The organism is Rhizobium oryzicola, from assembly GCF_030504645.1.
Lineage (GTDB): Bacteria > Pseudomonadota > Alphaproteobacteria > Rhizobiales > Rhizobiaceae > Neorhizobium > Neorhizobium oryzicola.
This window is the reverse complement of sequence record NZ_JAUKWQ010000001.1, coordinates 963,853-977,349: the sequence shown is the minus strand read 5'-3', so window position 1 is coordinate 977,349 and position 13,497 is coordinate 963,853. Positions and strand designations below refer to the sequence as shown.

Genomic DNA, 13,497 nt, shown 5'->3' with positions numbered 1-13,497 from the left:
TGCAAAATCCGGCGGTGATCCGGCAAACAATCTTCAGTTTCAGGCAAACATGGTTTCGGTCACGCGCACTTCGCCCACCGTGATGCCGTTCCAGTTCTTCATCGTGCGGTTCGCCATCTTCATCAAGGTGTCGTGCGTTTCGCCTTGCTTGTCAAAGTAGCGGGCGATCAGTGCGAAGATCATGGCTTCAGCGGCGCGGGTGGTGCCTTCCTCGCATTTCACAGCCATGGCCAGCCCCGCATCCGGCAGTGCCGCGATGAAGACGCCCTCGGCACCGGTCTTGGCAAAGATCTTGCCCGGCGCCACGTTCATCAGCTTTGTGCAGGCGCGGTTCGTGCCCGCCACATGGAAGGGCTCGGCCATGCAGGCGTCCATCAGGCGGCGGGAGGCCCGCGCGCGCTCCGGTGTGATCCCCTCACCCGTCAGCATCTTGGCAAAACCATGCGCCCAGGCTCTCAGCGGCGCGGCATAGGTGGGGATGGAGCAGCCATCGGTGCCGCAGTTATCGGCTCCCAGAACGGCACCCGTCAAATCCTGCATAACGGCACGGATTTCCACCTGCAGCGGATGATCATAGCCGACATAGCCTGCCGGATCGAAACCCGTGTGTACGCAGGTGCAGATGAAGCCGGAATGTTTGCCGGAGCAGTTGTTGTGCAGCGCATTCGGCTTCTCCAGCGTGCGCGCCTGATGGATGATCGTCGCCTGATCGGACGACCAGTGCGCACCGCATTCCAGCACAGTGAGATCGCGGCCTGCCTTGGAAAGCATCGACGCTGCCGTCCGCACATGCTCATCCTCACCCGAATGGGAGGAGCAGGAAAGCGCCAGTTCGCTTGTCGTCAGGCCAAAGGCATCCGCCGCACCGCTTTCGATCAGCGGCAGCGCCTGCATCGCCTTGCAGGCTGAACGAGGAAACACGCCCGCCTCTATGTCGCCGGCAGAGAACACCACCTTGCCCTGCCCATCGACGACCACGGCCATGCCGCGATGCCGGCTTTCCACCAGATTGCCGCGGGTGACTTCAACGGTAACAGGGTTTTGCATGGGGATAGGTCCTTCGAACTGCGTCGGTGTTCGAGCCGGTTGATGCCATAAGCAAACCACTCAGGACAATATGGGCTAGATCAAGGTGACGATTTTTTGCCAAGCGGCTAAACCCAGCCGTATATCCGCGGCATCCGTACCGCCATGTGCATGCTTGCTCGACCGGGGCGTGACCTCACCAGGAAATAAGACGCGGTGGCCTGCATCAGGATCGACTATCAACGATACCCTTCTATCATACCGTTCCATGCGATCGGCGAGTTCCTGCGCAAAGATATCGGAAGGCCAAAGAGCGTCATCTCCGCCGGCGACCAGCACGATATCCGCTGATGTGTGTTCGATCGCGATTGCCGACCGCAACGCCGCGACCGGATTTAGCCGCAGGCAGGCTTCGAAAAACGAACGATAGGAAACGAGGCCCTCCCGATAGACCGGCTGCCAGGTCGTGTCAGCCGGGACGAAGTCGAGTGGCTGCCCCTCGTGTGACCAGGAAGAGCGTTCCGGCCAAGCCGATCCATCTATACCTGCACCGATATTGCCCCAGACCACAGAGGTCGGGCTGATTGCAACAACTGCGTTCACGCGCGAGTCCAGCGTTGCGACAAGAAGGGCAGCTTCCGCGCCCTTCGAGGTTCCGACGAGGAGGATACGTTCACAACCAAGGGAATAGAGATGATCGATGGCTTGAGAGAATGTTTCGAGCGGGATCTCACAAATGCCGGGCGACTGGCCGGATCCGCCAAACCATTGCAAGGCAAGCGCAGACGCGCCGAGATCTGCAAACAGGCGTGTCCTCTCGACATCAACGCGCCCGCTGGATCCACCGAGCACGACGACCCCTTTGGTTGCCTTGCTCTCTGGCAGCAGGAGGATGCCTTTGACCAGGCCCTCCAGCGGTTGCGTATGAATGTCTGCCATCTGCGCGTTCCTCGTATCGAACCCTGAAGAACAACATCCATTTTCTTTGACTGCTCGACAAGGAAATGCGGGCAACAAAAAAGGGCCGCTTGCGCGACCCTTCCATGAGTTTTGGTTCGGGATACGAACCGGGGCTTCTCTGGAGAGCCCCTTCAGGAGGTGTGATCAGGCCGAGGGCTGCCTCGTCGAAACCAAAACCTTTCCCATGTCCTTATCGCAAACCGCAATCTCATTAGACATCGGATCACCTCCTTCCGTTTCGTTGAACATAACCGTAAGGTAGGAGTGAATAAGAAGGCTTGCAAGGCACGATATGTGACAAAGTTTCGGTCGGCGTTACCGAAGCCTAGGGTGAGATCTTAGGCCGCATCAGCGATATCAAGCTTGACGGAAAGGCCCGCCTGTCCGGCCAAAGCGATCAAGGCGTCAAGGCTGAAGTTGGCGATGCGCCCGCGCAACAGATCATTCAGTCGCGGCTGGGTCACCGCCAATCGACGCGCAGCCTCGGCTTGCGTGACCTGCCAAGAGCGTACTTTCTCCTCGATTGCGATCATAAGGCTCGCCTTCATGGACATCTGCGCCGACTCCTGCGCCGTGTCCTCAAGAGCATCCCAAACGTTGGAAAAGACCTGCTTATCGGTCATTCGCGCACCTCTCAAACCTGCTGCAATCGTAGTCGCGCCAGATCGAGATCGTGCCTCGCCGTCTGCTGGCTCTTCTTTTGGAAAGCATGCAGGACGTATACGGCATCTTTTGCCTGCACGACATACATGACCCGAAACGCGCCGCTCTCATCCCGGATGCGGATTTCGCGAACACCCGCCCCCACGGAACTCATCGGCTTCCAGTCGTTTGGATCTAGGGTGAGGACCCGATCATCTTGTTGAAATGGTGTGAGGCGATCCGGATGAGATACGAGGCGAAAAACGCAGACGATGCTCCCGCATCGGGGAGGCTTTTCAACGAAGTAGATCGCCGGATCGACCACATCCGGAGGACGCGCGAACGACTGCGATCTGCTTTGTCGAAGCGCTTGAATGGGTGCCGGACCCATTCGTGCGCGCTTCTCCTCGCATATCATGGCCGTTCATCGCGCCATTCCCACAATATGATCGGGTCCTCACCCTAGCCCAAGCTGAACCTTGTGCAACTGAACGCCGCATTGTTTGCGAACCGGCTCAGGGAAATCCCGCATCCGTTCCAGGGAATCACCGAGAAAGACGATCGGCTTCATCATCACCGTGGTTTATATCAAAAATGATATAAACCAGCAAGGCTTGTCACTTGAGCGACAGGACGATCTTGCCGACATGGCTGCTCGTTTCCATCAGCTGATGCGCTTCCACCACCTGGTCGAAGGGCAGGACGGAATGGATGACCGGGGCAATGGTGCCGTCTTCGAGAAGCGGCCAGACCTCGTTCACAAGATCATCGCGGATGGCGCGCTTTTCTTCCGCCGTACGCGGGCGCATGGTGGAGCCTGTCACCATGAGGCGCTTGACCATGATCGGTGCGAGATTGAATTTCTCCACCTGCGAACCGCCAAGGAAGGCGATAATCGACAGGCAGCCATCCTTGGCCAGCGAGGCGATGTTCTTTTCGAAATAGGCAGCACCAATCATGTCGAGGATGACATCGACGCCCTGCCCGCCCGTCTCAGCCTTGATGACAGCGGCAAAGTCCTCAGTCTTGTAATTGATCGCCCTGACGGCGCCGAGATTGACGCAGGCGGCGCACTTCTCGTCCGAGCCGGCTGTCGTGTAGACGGTTGCACCGAAGGCGCGGGCCAGCTGGATGGCTGTCGTGCCGATGCCGGACGTGCCGCCATGGATCAGCACCGTCTCCCCCTCGGTCAGTCCCGCCATCTGGAACAGGTTGGCCCAGACGGTGAAGAAGGTTTCCGGCAGCGCCGCGGCTTTCACCGCGTCATAGCCTTTTGGAAAACGCAGTGCCTGCCCGGCGGGCAGCACGCAAAATTCGGCATAGCCGCCGCCATTGGCGAGGCCGCAGACATTGTCCCCGATGGTGAAGTCGGTGACGCCTTCGCCCAGCGCCACGATGCGGCCTGCCACTTCCAGCCCGAGGATCGGGCTTGCATCCTTCGGCGGCGGATAGGTGCCCTGACGCTGCGCCACATCCGGGCGGTTGACGCCGGCGGCCTGCACCTCGACCAGGATCTCGCCCGGCCCGGGCAGCGGCACGGCGGATGTCTTGAAGGTCATCACTTCGGGCGCGCCAAAGGCGGGAAGATCGACATGGCGCATGTGGGACGGCAGAGGCATCGGCAGTGTCCTTCTCATCTAGAGCAAAGCTTGCCGCGGCATTCCTCACTCCCGGCACCCCGATGTAGGACAGCTCTGTCCGCTTGAAAAGGCGGCGCTCTGACGCGGGGTGGTTCAGCCCCGCTCGCCGAAGACGGAGAAGACCAGTCCCTCCGGAGATTCCTTTGCCTGCGCCTTGACTTGGGCTATCGCACCGCTGATGCGGGCCACATCTTCCAGGATCAGACCGTCAGGCAGTTCCAGCACGGCGATCGAGCAACGCAGCAGCGGGAATTCGCGCTCCGCGCCGTTGCGGTCGTGGCCACGAATGCGGCCGGCGGCCCGGTCTTCCTCCGAGTAAAGCTCCACCACGTCGTCATGGAAATCGGAAAGCAGGCGTTCGAGGATTTCGGAAAGCTCCTCACGCGTCCAGTCCCGCAGACCGATGAAGAAGTCATCACCACCGACATGGCCGAGGAAATCACCTTCGGAGAAGAAGTAGCGCTTCATCAAAGCCGCAAACAGCGAGATGGCGTGATCGCCGACCTGAAAGCCGTAATGGTCGTTGAAGGGCTTGAAGTAATCGAAATCGCAGTAGCAGAAGAAGCGGGTCTGGTCGTCGTCGCGGCCCACCTCATGCATGAAGTCGTGGATGGCGCGGTTGCCCGGCAGGCTGGTCAGCGGGTTCTGGTCCTGGGCGATCTTCAGCTGCTTTTCGTTGATGACCTTGATCAGCGAGGCCGCCGAGACGATGCCCGCATAGCGCATGTTCTCCGTCAGGATAACGCAGTCGCTGCCATCCATGTTGGCAAAGATGTTCATCAGCCGCTCGGCATTGGCATCGAGACCAACGATCGGCGCGCGCTCCACGAAATGGGCGATGGTGCGCTCATAGACGCGGTTCTTCAGAAGATCGCGGCCGAAGGGGCGATAAATATATTCCTTCAGATGGTGCTCGCTGATGATGCCGCGCGGCTCACCGTTCGCGTTCAGCACGGGAAAGAAGGCCTGGCGCGGATTGGCGCGGAAGAGTTCAAACACCGTATCGATCGACTCGTTTTCATAGACGGTCGGCAGCATCTCGATCTGCTTGCGGATCAGGATTTCGTCGAGCGACTGGCTGGAGCGACGGCGGCGATCCAACTCCGCAAGCTGCGGGAAGTGGCTCTGCAGTTCGCTTGGGAAAATCGTCGGGCGGGCGATGAACCAGCCCTGCACAAGATCCACGCCGAACTCGCGGCAGGCCAGGCATTCGGCTTCCGTCTCAACGCCCTCTGCAATCACGCGAATGCCCAGAACATGGGCGATGTTGACGACATTGCGCACCAGATGGCGCTTGCGCGGATTCTCATCGAGCCCCGCAATGAAGTGACGATCGATCTTCAGGTAATCGACCGGAAAATCGCAGAGCAGCTTCATCTCCGCATGACCGACGCCGAAATCGTCGATGGCCAGCTTGAAGCCTTCCATACGGATCTTGGCAATCAGCGCCTCGAATTCCGGGGCGCTGGTATTGTCGAAACGTTCCGTCAACTCGAAGCAGATGGAGGATGGCGCAATGCCTGTCTTGCGCAGGTGCTGCACCAGCTTGTCAATGACATAGTCACCATGGCGGATCAGGCGACCATCGAGATTGATGAAGAGCGTGCTGGTGCTGAAGTCCGGCAGGCCGCCAAACTTTGCAAGCGCGCGCGCGCCCATCATCTGCTCCAGCCCCAAAAGCTGGTTGGCATTGGCGGCGGCGTCGAGAAGCTCCAGCGGATTTTCGAAGCCCAAACGCTCGAAGCCGCGCATCAGCGTTTCATAGCCGAAGACCTTGCCCGTGGACAATTCAACGATTGGTTGGAAGGCTGTCTCCAGAACCAGCTTGGATAAGGGCAGGATCTGGTCGTTGGCGTAACGTCTTAAAACATTGGTTTCCAGTGAAAGGGCGCCCGACATCCGATGCTCCGAGGCAATGACTGCAGAAAAGTAGATCGGAGCAGTCATCACATAGGATTGGCAAACGAAGTCTTTCCTGAATGTGAAAGTTTGATGAAGGTTTTGGCAGCGTTAACAACCATATAAATCAATGCCGTGCGGCAGGGACATAGGCGGATGTGTCTGAGATTGGAGCAGCACGACTGTTGCGAGACACCCGATCTTCCGGCGCCACCGACGCCGCATTTGCGACGCGCGATGCCGCAGGTTTTTCTTGATTGATCAATCAATCAAAAATAAGTTGACCTTCATCAGGAGAGTAAGATGCCCAAACTTGGAATGGAGCCGCTGCGCCGCAAGGCGCTGGTGGATGCAGCCTTGAAGACGATCGGAAGCCATGGTTCGCTTGATGTGACCATGTCCGATATCGCGCGCGAGGCGGGCGTCTCGGCAGCGCTCGCGCATCACTATTTCGGCAGCAAGCAGCAGCTCGTCATTGCCACGATCCGGAGTCTTTTGAGCGAGTTGCGGGCAAATGCTGTGGCGGCACTCAAAGGTGTTGAAGCGCCACATGAACGTCTCTCTGCCATCATCCGGATTTCCTTCGGTGCTGAACAGTTTGTGCCGGAAACCATTGCCGCCTGGCTCGCCTTCTATGCGGAAGCCCAGCGCTCGGAGGAAACCCGCCGCCTGCTGGTGATCTATGCCAGCCGGCTTCGCTCCAACCTGCTGCATGCGCTGCGCCCCCTCACCTCCCCCGCACAGGCGGAGAAAATCGCCGAGGGCACGGCGGCGCTGATCGACGGGCTTTATATTCGCCAGTCGCTGAAGGCAGCGCCGCTCTCCATCACAGCCTCTGTCACATTGGTGGAGGATTATGTGATGGGTCAGCTCAACAGAGCGACTAATTCTTTGCCCCTCACCCTACCCCTCTCGCCGTTGAACGGGGAGAGGGAATAAGGCGTTGCGGCACCCCTCCCTCTCCCCGTTACGACGGGGAGAAGGTGCCCGGCAGGGCGGATGAGGGGCAACTTAAACATCAATGACAGGGCGAAAGACTGTCAGGAGATCAAACATGAAAGCCCAGCCGCAAGCCTCTCATTTCATTGATGGCAAATATGTCGAGGATACCGCAGGCACGGTGATCGAAAGCATATTTCCCGCCACCGGCGAGGTGATTGCGCGCCTGCATGCCGCCACCCCCGCCATCGTGGACAAGGCCATTGCCTCTGCCAAGCGCGCGCAGAAGGAATGGGCGGCATTCAGCCCAACGGCGCGGGGTCGCATCCTGCGCAAGGCGGCCGATATCATGCGCGAGCGCAACCGCGAACTGTCGGAACTGGAAACGCTCGATACCGGCAAGCCGATCCAGGAAACCATCGTGGCGGACCCGACGTCGGGCGCCGACAGTCTTGAATTTTTCGGCGGCATTGCGCCGACCGCGCTCAACGGCGGACAGATCCCGCTCGGCGGCGACTGGGCCTATACCAAGCGCGTACCGCTCGGCGTCGTCGTCGGTATCGGCGCCTGGAACTATCCGCAGCAGATCGCCTGCTGGAAGGCAGCACCGGCGCTGGCGGCGGGGAATGCCATGGTGTTCAAGCCCTCGGAAGTCACCCCGCTCGGCGCGCTGAAGATCGCCGAAATCCTGATTGAGGCGGGCCTGCCCAAAGGCGTCTTCAACGTCATCCAGGGGGACCGCGATACGGGACCGCTGCTGGTTTCCCACCCTGACGTCGCCAAGGTTTCGCTGACCGGTTCCGTCCCTACCGGCCGCAAGGTGGCGGGTGCCGCTGCCAGCCAGTTGAAGCATGTCACGATGGAGCTTGGCGGCAAATCGCCGATCATCGTGTTCGACGATGCCGATATCGAAAGCGCGATCTCAGGCGCGATGCTGGGCAATTTCTATTCCAGTGGCCAGGTCTGCTCCAACGGCACGCGCGTGTTCCTGCACACCGCGGTGAAGGAACGCTTCCTGTCGCGGCTCAAGGAGCGCACCGAAGCCATCGTGCTGGGTGATCCGCAGGATGAGGCAACCCAGATGGGGCCACTTGTATCGCATGGACAGTTGGAGAAGGTTCTCGGCTACATCGAAAAGGGCAAGGCGGAAGGTGCGCGGCTCATCACCGGCGGCGGCATTCCGAACGCCGTCTCCGGCGAAGGCTTTTATGTTCAGCCGACCGTGTTTGCCGATGTGACCGACGACATGACCATTGCGCGCGAAGAGATCTTTGGCCCCGTCATGTGCGTGCTGGATTTCGAAGATGAGGCGGATGTGATTGCCCGCGCCAATGCCACGGAATTCGGTCTCGCCGGCGGCGTCTTCACTGCAGACATCAGCCGCGCCCACCGGGTGGTGGACCAGCTGGAAGCCGGTACGCTGTGGATCAACACCTACAACCTCTGCCCGGTGGAAATCCCCTTCGGCGGTTCAAAGCAATCCGGCTTCGGGCGCGAAAACTCCGCAGCGGCGCTGGAGCACTATACGGAGCTCAAGACCGTCTATGTCGGCATGGGCAAGTGCGAAGCGCCATATTGAGATGAAATAACGCCCCTCACCCTAACCCTCTCCTCGCAGGCGGGGAGAGGGGACGTGGCCCGAGGGGCGTTACGACACAGGCGACGGCGCGGCATATCCCTTCTCCCCGCCTGCGGGGAGAAGGTGGCGGCAGCCGGATGAGGGGCATTTCAGATGCAAAGCGCGAATTCGATGATCAGGGATGAGGCAAGCGATGTTGGAGCGCGAGCTAGCGCCTCACACGACAATATCGTCGAGATCGACCTTGAGCGCGGTAGCGATGCGTTTGAGCACATCCACAGAGCCGGTTTTCTGGCCGCTTTCGATTTCGGAAAGATCAGCCTCGGAAATGCCCGCGGCGCTAGCAAGGTCGGATACGGACATTTTGCGGTAATTGCGGAAGGTACGGATGCGGCTGTCGGTATCGAGCAATTCGTAGACGAGTTCGGCCGGCCAAGTTTCTTCGCCTGCTTCAATCCGTGCCAAGATCTCCTGGGCCATGATGGTATCCATCATATCCTCGAACTCCTCCTCGGGAACGAGAACGAACGGTTTTCCATCAATGACCGTCCTGTTGAAAACACCCATCACCTACTCCTTGTAGATACCGCCTCTTGGGCCGACATCGACCACGACAACGAGGTTCGTCCGTTCGTCAATGATCACCCTGTCATCGCCGACCCTGATGCGCACGAGCGTGGTCCCAACCAACCTTTTGAGATCGACACGTTCACCGTGCGCATAGGCATGCACCTTCGCCTTGATCGCGGCCACTCGCTTGGGCTGCATCCGGCTCATGCTCTTTTGCGCGGCCTTAGAATACTCGACTGGCTTCATCCCATCAATATAGCTCGCAGCCACAGCTGAGCTCAACCATGGATTGCTGACATGCAGGCAGATTTCATCATCATCGGTTCCGGTTCGGCGGGGTCTGCCATGGCTTACCGCCTGTCGGAAGACGGCAAGCATACGGTGATCGTGCTGGAATTCGGCGGCTCCGACATTGGCCCCTTCGTGCAGATGCCGGCAGCGCTTGCCTACCCCATGAACATGGACCGCTATAACTGGGGCTATCTGTCGGAGCCCGAGCCGCATCTCAACAATCGCCGGATGATTGCGCCGCGCGGCAAGGTGGTCGGCGGCTCCTCTTCCATCAACGGCATGGTCTACGTGCGCGGCCATGCGGAAGACTTCAACCGCTGGGACGAACTGGGCGCGAGCGGCTGGGCCTATGCGGATGTGCTGCCCTATTTCAAGCGCATGGAGCATTCTCATGGTGGCGAAGAGGGCTGGCGCGGCACCAGCGGCCCCTTGCATGTGCGCCGCGGTGAGGTGAAGAACCCGCTCTATCACGCCTTCATCGAGGCGGGGCGTCAGGCCGGGTTTCCTGTCACCGAGGATTACAACGGCCGCCAGCAGGAAGGTTTTGGCCTGATGGAGCAGACCAGCTGGCAGGGCCGTCGCTGGTCCGCTGCCAATGCCTATCTCAAGCCTGCGCTGAAGCGCGAAAACTGCCGCCTCATCCGCTGCTATGCACGCCGCGTGGTGTTCGAGGGGCTGAAGGCCATCGGTGTCGAAGTCGAGATCAATGGCCGCATCGAAGTCATCAGCGCAACCCAAGAGGTGATCGTCGCGGCATCCGCCTTCAACTCGCCAAAAATCCTGATGCTCTCAGGCGTGGGTCCGGCCGCGCATCTGAAGGAGATGGGCATCGATGTTGTGGCAGATCGTCCGGGCGTCGGCCAGAACCTGCAGGACCATCTGGAATATTATCACCAGTTCCGCTCGAAGCTGCCGATCACCCTTCACTCCAGGAACAACTGGTTCTGGAAGGGCGTGGTCGGCGCGCAATGGCTGTTTTTCAAGACCGGGCTTGGCACCTCCAACCAGTTCGAGGCTGCGGCCTTCATCCGCTCCGCGCCGGGTGTGAAGTGGCCGGATCTCCAGTACCACTTCCTGCCGATCGCCGTCTCTTATGATGGCAAATCCGCCGCCGAAGGCCACGGCTTCCAGGCGCATGTGGGCTACAACATGTCCAAATCACGCGGCTCCGTGACGCTGCGCTCGCCGGATGCGAAGGATGCGCCGGTGCTGCGCTTCAACTATATGAGCGATCCGGAAGACTGGGTGAAATTCCGCCATGCCGTGCGGGTGACGCGCGAGATCTTCTCGCAACCCGCTTTCGCCCCTTACATGGGCGGCGAAATCGCACCGGGTAGCAAGGTAGAGTCGGACGAGGAAATCAACGCTTATCTGCGCGAGCATCTGGAAGGTGCCTATCACCCGTGCGGTACGTGCAAAATGGGCCGCGTCGATGACCCGCTGGCGGTGGTCGACCCGACCACAAAGGTGATCGGTGTCGAAGGCCTGCGCGTGGCTGACAGTTCCATCTTCCCGCACGTGACCTATGGCAACCTCAACGGCCCCTCGATCATGACCGGCGAAAAGGCCTCCGACCATATTCTCGGCAAGCAGCCCCTGCCCCGCAGCAACCAGGAGCCGTGGGTGAGCCCGAACTGGCAGGTGAGCGACCGGTGATGTTCAAATGTCATAAGGTATTCTCACGCCGGGATGATCAGCGGGAATATCCTTGGCGTCACGCGTTACGAGTAGACGGTCATGCGCCATTGCACTCGCCCAGACGATGGCACCCGGCAGCTTCAGCCTATAGGCCCCACGCAAGGCGACCGCCTGCTCAGCGACCACCTGATCGATCTCAATGCAGGTGAAGTGGCGCAAAAAGCCGATAGTCGCCTCCCGATTTTCGTCGCTGACGCCCACCATGACCTCCATCCAGGTAATCATACTGATCGCCTTGTCAGGATAAAGCGCCAGTTCCGCGCGCGCCGGTTCACGACCGCTCAGAAAGTCGATCAGGATGTTGCTGTCGAAAAGTGCCTTCACCATTCCTCCCGCAGCCTCCGTTGATAGCTCACGCCATCAACTGCGGAACCAGATACAGCCCATAGGCCGAATGCATCGTCCATCCGGGGCTTTTCACTTCTTTCCAACAAGTTTGCCACTGCCTCACGCACGAGGGCGCTGCGGGAAACATTTTGTTCCCGCGCCAAGCGGTCCAAGGCAGCAATGGCTGCATCATCGAACTCGATCAGAGCGCGCATAAGAAACCTTTCTATATCATATATGCATATGATATATTGCCTCTCAAGTTATTTCAATGGCGGAATTCGTTCAAAACAGCGACGGAATTTCTCCCCACCCGCGTTGAAATGGCATAACCATGGCCATAGGTGAAACACGAAACCCGTCGATGCCGGTCTCTATGCTGTTGAACCACCATCGGCCTTGTTCCAGCAGGAGCAAGGCGCCGAGCAGCTGTCCGCCGGGCGTGAGCCGCCGCGGCGCGCAACGACGTGGCCTGCAATGAGCGGTGATCCCGATGCGGAGCTGGTGAAGGCGGTGGCGGCGGGCGATCCGGCTGCCATGCGGGCGATGGTGGCGCAGAAGCTGCCGCGTCTTCTGGCGCTTGCGACCCGCATGCTGGGTGATCGCGCGGAAGCGGAAGACGTGGCGCAGGAAACCTTTCTGCGCATCTGGAAACATGCGGGCGGCTGGCGCCAGGGCGGTGCGCGCTTCGATACCTGGGCGCATCGCGTGGCGCTCAACCTGTGCTACGACCGGTTGCGCAAGCGGCGCGACACGCTGATGGCGGAGCCGCCGGAGTTGAGGGACGAAGGCCCGATGCCCGATGCCGGGCTGCTGGAAGAAGATTCAGAAAGCCGCCGGGTGGAGCGTGCGCTACAAAGCATCGCACCCCGGCAGCGGGAAGCCATTGTGCTGGTCTATTACCAGGACATGTCGAACCAGGAGGCAGCCAGTGTCATGCAGGTTAGCGTCGATGCGCTGGAAAGCCTGCTGTCACGCGGAAGGCGGGCACTGCAGGCCATCCTGAAAGGAGAAGACAATGCGTGAGAACGGCAAGAACACCATGACGGTGGATGCATTTCGTGCGCTGCTCGATGCTTACGGAGCAAATGCTCGCCGCTGGCCGGCAGAGCAGCGGGATGCGGCAGCGGCGTTCCAGGCAACGGAGGCCGGACAGGCTCTGGCTGCCGAGGCCGCGAAATTGGATGCGCTGCTCGCCCGCTATCAGCCGCCCGGCCCCTCCAGCGCCCTGACCGGCCGCATTCTGGAATCCGCCGGTCGTCGCGTAACCTTGCGCCGGCGCCTGCAGCGCTGGTTCGTGGGTGCCGGCCTGATCGGGGTGGGCCTTGCAGGCGGCTTGACGGGTGCGCTTGTGGTGGCTGTGGTCATGCCGCCCCATGCGCCAACGATGACGGAGACGGCAACAGCCTTCGGCAACATCATGACCGAACGCGAGATCGCGCGGGAGATCCAATGACCGAGACTGGCTTCAAGCGGCTGGCCATCGGCCTGCTTATCCTCAATACCTTCCTCATCTGCGCCATTGCAGGTGCTGGTTTCTTCTATCTCTACGACCGTTCCGCCGCGCCGCCCGCGCGCCTGCCTCTGGCGGGCGAACAACTGTCTTCCAAGCTCAAAACCGATTTCCAGAAGGCGCTGAATGACGCCCGACGGGATGTGCGCTCCACCTCGCTGGAGGCGCGCCAGGCGCGTGTGGAAGCCGCTGCCCTGATGGGCAAGCCGGATCTGGATGCCGATGCGCTTGCCGATGCCCTGAAACGCGCACGCGATGCGGAATTTGCCGTGCGCGCAGCGACCGAGCAGAAGGCGGTGGATTTCGTGAAGGGCCTCTCCATCGACGAGCGCCGCCGTCTGGCCGACGGGCTGATCCAACGCGAGGCGCCAAGACCCGCCACGAAATGATCACATTTGGGCAGCGACGGATTT

Annotated in this window: 16 protein-coding genes; 6 read left to right on the top strand and 10 right to left on the bottom strand. The window is 60.2% G+C overall.

Annotated elements, in window-relative coordinates:
* Window positions 1-39: 39 nt before the first annotated feature.
* The 6 genes from Q2T52_RS04740 to Q2T52_RS04715 form a co-directional block, all read right to left on the bottom strand.
* The gene (locus Q2T52_RS04740; RefSeq protein WP_302075508.1) at window positions 40-1,047 is read right to left on the bottom strand and encodes an asparaginase; all 1,008 of its coding nucleotides are present in this window, start codon (window positions 1,045-1,047) and stop codon (window positions 40-42) included.
* Between the two features lie 75 nt (window positions 1,048-1,122).
* Window positions 1,123-1,965: an acyl-CoA thioester hydrolase/BAAT C-terminal domain-containing protein gene (locus Q2T52_RS04735; protein WP_302075507.1), complete on the bottom strand. Its 843-nt coding sequence runs from the start codon at window positions 1,963-1,965 to the stop codon at window positions 1,123-1,125.
* Between the two features lie 359 nt (window positions 1,966-2,324).
* A complete protein-coding gene (locus Q2T52_RS04730; RefSeq protein WP_302075506.1) occupies window positions 2,325-2,609 on the bottom strand; it encodes a helix-turn-helix domain-containing protein in 285 nt (94 codons plus the stop codon).
* 11 nt (window positions 2,610-2,620) lie between these two features.
* Window positions 2,621-3,019 (bottom strand): type II toxin-antitoxin system RelE/ParE family toxin, encoded by a 399-nt coding sequence (locus Q2T52_RS04725; RefSeq protein WP_302075505.1) that lies wholly within the window; start codon window positions 3,017-3,019, stop codon window positions 2,621-2,623.
* Window positions 3,020-3,245: 226 nt separating this feature from the next.
* On the bottom strand, window positions 3,246-4,247 hold the full coding sequence (locus Q2T52_RS04720) for an NAD(P)H-quinone oxidoreductase (protein ID WP_302075504.1): 1,002 nt from the start codon (window positions 4,245-4,247) through the stop codon (window positions 3,246-3,248).
* 114 nt (window positions 4,248-4,361) lie between these two features.
* Window positions 4,362-6,167: a bifunctional diguanylate cyclase/phosphodiesterase gene (locus Q2T52_RS04715; protein ID WP_302075503.1), complete on the bottom strand. Its 1,806-nt coding sequence runs from the start codon at window positions 6,165-6,167 to the stop codon at window positions 4,362-4,364.
* 303 nt (window positions 6,168-6,470) lie between these two features.
* On the opposite strand from Q2T52_RS04715, the gene betI reads away from it, so the two are divergent.
* Complete coding sequence (gene betI / locus Q2T52_RS04710) at window positions 6,471-7,106, top strand: transcriptional regulator BetI (protein ID WP_302075502.1); 636 nt, start codon at window positions 6,471-6,473, stop codon at window positions 7,104-7,106.
* 115 nt (window positions 7,107-7,221) lie between these two features.
* Window positions 7,222-8,685, top strand: coding sequence for a betaine-aldehyde dehydrogenase (gene betB / locus Q2T52_RS04705; RefSeq protein ID WP_302075501.1), 1,464 nt, complete (start codon window positions 7,222-7,224; stop codon window positions 8,683-8,685).
* Between the two features lie 216 nt (window positions 8,686-8,901).
* Here the strand turns inward: betB and Q2T52_RS04700 are convergent, their stop codons facing one another.
* On the bottom strand, window positions 8,902-9,252 hold the full coding sequence (locus Q2T52_RS04700; RefSeq protein WP_302075500.1) for a helix-turn-helix domain-containing protein: 351 nt from the start codon (window positions 9,250-9,252) through the stop codon (window positions 8,902-8,904).
* Between the two features lie 3 nt (window positions 9,253-9,255).
* Window positions 9,256-9,453, bottom strand: coding sequence for a type II toxin-antitoxin system RelE family toxin (locus tag Q2T52_RS04695; protein ID WP_302075499.1), 198 nt, complete (start codon window positions 9,451-9,453; stop codon window positions 9,256-9,258).
* A 99-nt stretch (window positions 9,454-9,552) separates the two neighbouring features.
* On the opposite strand from Q2T52_RS04695, the gene betA reads away from it, so the two are divergent.
* On the top strand, window positions 9,553-11,202 hold the full coding sequence (gene betA, locus Q2T52_RS04690) for a choline dehydrogenase (protein ID WP_302075498.1): 1,650 nt from the start codon (window positions 9,553-9,555) through the stop codon (window positions 11,200-11,202).
* Window positions 11,203-11,205: 3 nt separating this feature from the next.
* Here the strand turns inward: betA and Q2T52_RS04685 are convergent, their stop codons facing one another.
* On the bottom strand, window positions 11,206-11,571 hold the full coding sequence (locus Q2T52_RS04685) for a type II toxin-antitoxin system VapC family toxin (protein WP_302075497.1): 366 nt from the start codon (window positions 11,569-11,571) through the stop codon (window positions 11,206-11,208).
* A complete protein-coding gene (locus tag Q2T52_RS04680; protein WP_302075496.1) occupies window positions 11,565-11,786 on the bottom strand; it encodes a ribbon-helix-helix domain-containing protein in 222 nt (73 codons plus the stop codon). Before Q2T52_RS04680 ends, Q2T52_RS04685 begins: the two co-directional genes overlap by 7 nt.
* Before the next feature lie 184 nt (window positions 11,787-11,970).
* Between Q2T52_RS04680 and Q2T52_RS04675 the strand changes: the two genes are divergently transcribed.
* The 3 genes from Q2T52_RS04675 to Q2T52_RS04665 are packed head-to-tail and all read left to right on the top strand — an operon-like array spanning window position 11,971 to window position 13,473.
* Window positions 11,971-12,597 (top strand): RNA polymerase sigma factor, encoded by a 627-nt coding sequence (locus tag Q2T52_RS04675; RefSeq protein ID WP_302075495.1) that lies wholly within the window; start codon window positions 11,971-11,973, stop codon window positions 12,595-12,597.
* Window positions 12,590-13,027 (top strand): hypothetical protein, encoded by a 438-nt coding sequence (locus tag Q2T52_RS04670; RefSeq protein WP_302075494.1) that lies wholly within the window; start codon window positions 12,590-12,592, stop codon window positions 13,025-13,027. The genes Q2T52_RS04675 and Q2T52_RS04670 overlap by 8 nt, the downstream gene beginning before the upstream one ends.
* On the top strand, window positions 13,024-13,473 hold the full coding sequence (locus Q2T52_RS04665; protein ID WP_302075493.1) for a periplasmic heavy metal sensor: 450 nt from the start codon (window positions 13,024-13,026) through the stop codon (window positions 13,471-13,473). Before Q2T52_RS04670 ends, Q2T52_RS04665 begins: the two co-directional genes overlap by 4 nt.
* Window positions 13,474-13,497: the final 24 nt, after the last annotated feature.

What these genes read in the sequence shown, in the direction of transcription:
- Q2T52_RS04740 (WP_302075508.1), bottom strand. Translation starts at nt 1,047, where the DNA reads ATGCAAAACCCTGTTACCGTTGAAGTCACCCGCGGCAATCTGGTGGAA.
- Q2T52_RS04735 (WP_302075507.1), bottom strand. Translation starts at nt 1,965, where the DNA reads ATGGCAGACATTCATACGCAACCGCTGGAGGGCCTGGTCAAAGGCATC.
- Q2T52_RS04730 (WP_302075506.1), bottom strand. Translation starts at nt 2,609, where the DNA reads ATGACCGATAAGCAGGTCTTTTCCAACGTTTGGGATGCTCTTGAGGAC.
- Q2T52_RS04725 (WP_302075505.1), bottom strand. Translation starts at nt 3,019, where the DNA reads ATGGGTCCGGCACCCATTCAAGCGCTTCGACAAAGCAGATCGCAGTCG.
- Q2T52_RS04720 (WP_302075504.1), bottom strand. Translation starts at nt 4,247, where the DNA reads ATGCCTCTGCCGTCCCACATGCGCCATGTCGATCTTCCCGCCTTTGGC.
- Q2T52_RS04715 (WP_302075503.1), bottom strand. Translation starts at nt 6,167, where the DNA reads ATGTCGGGCGCCCTTTCACTGGAAACCAATGTTTTAAGACGTTACGCC.
- betI (WP_302075502.1), top strand. Translation starts at nt 6,471, where the DNA reads ATGCCCAAACTTGGAATGGAGCCGCTGCGCCGCAAGGCGCTGGTGGAT.
- betB (WP_302075501.1), top strand. Translation starts at nt 7,222, where the DNA reads ATGAAAGCCCAGCCGCAAGCCTCTCATTTCATTGATGGCAAATATGTC.
- Q2T52_RS04700 (WP_302075500.1), bottom strand. Translation starts at nt 9,252, where the DNA reads ATGGGTGTTTTCAACAGGACGGTCATTGATGGAAAACCGTTCGTTCTC.
- Q2T52_RS04695 (WP_302075499.1), bottom strand. Translation starts at nt 9,453, where the DNA reads ATGCAGCCCAAGCGAGTGGCCGCGATCAAGGCGAAGGTGCATGCCTAT.
- betA (WP_302075498.1), top strand. Translation starts at nt 9,553, where the DNA reads ATGCAGGCAGATTTCATCATCATCGGTTCCGGTTCGGCGGGGTCTGCC.
- Q2T52_RS04685 (WP_302075497.1), bottom strand. Translation starts at nt 11,571, where the DNA reads ATGGTGAAGGCACTTTTCGACAGCAACATCCTGATCGACTTTCTGAGC.
- Q2T52_RS04680 (WP_302075496.1), bottom strand. Translation starts at nt 11,786, where the DNA reads ATGCGCGCTCTGATCGAGTTCGATGATGCAGCCATTGCTGCCTTGGAC.
- Q2T52_RS04670 (WP_302075494.1), top strand. Translation starts at nt 12,590, where the DNA reads ATGCGTGAGAACGGCAAGAACACCATGACGGTGGATGCATTTCGTGCG.
- Q2T52_RS04665 (WP_302075493.1), top strand. Translation starts at nt 13,024, where the DNA reads ATGACCGAGACTGGCTTCAAGCGGCTGGCCATCGGCCTGCTTATCCTC.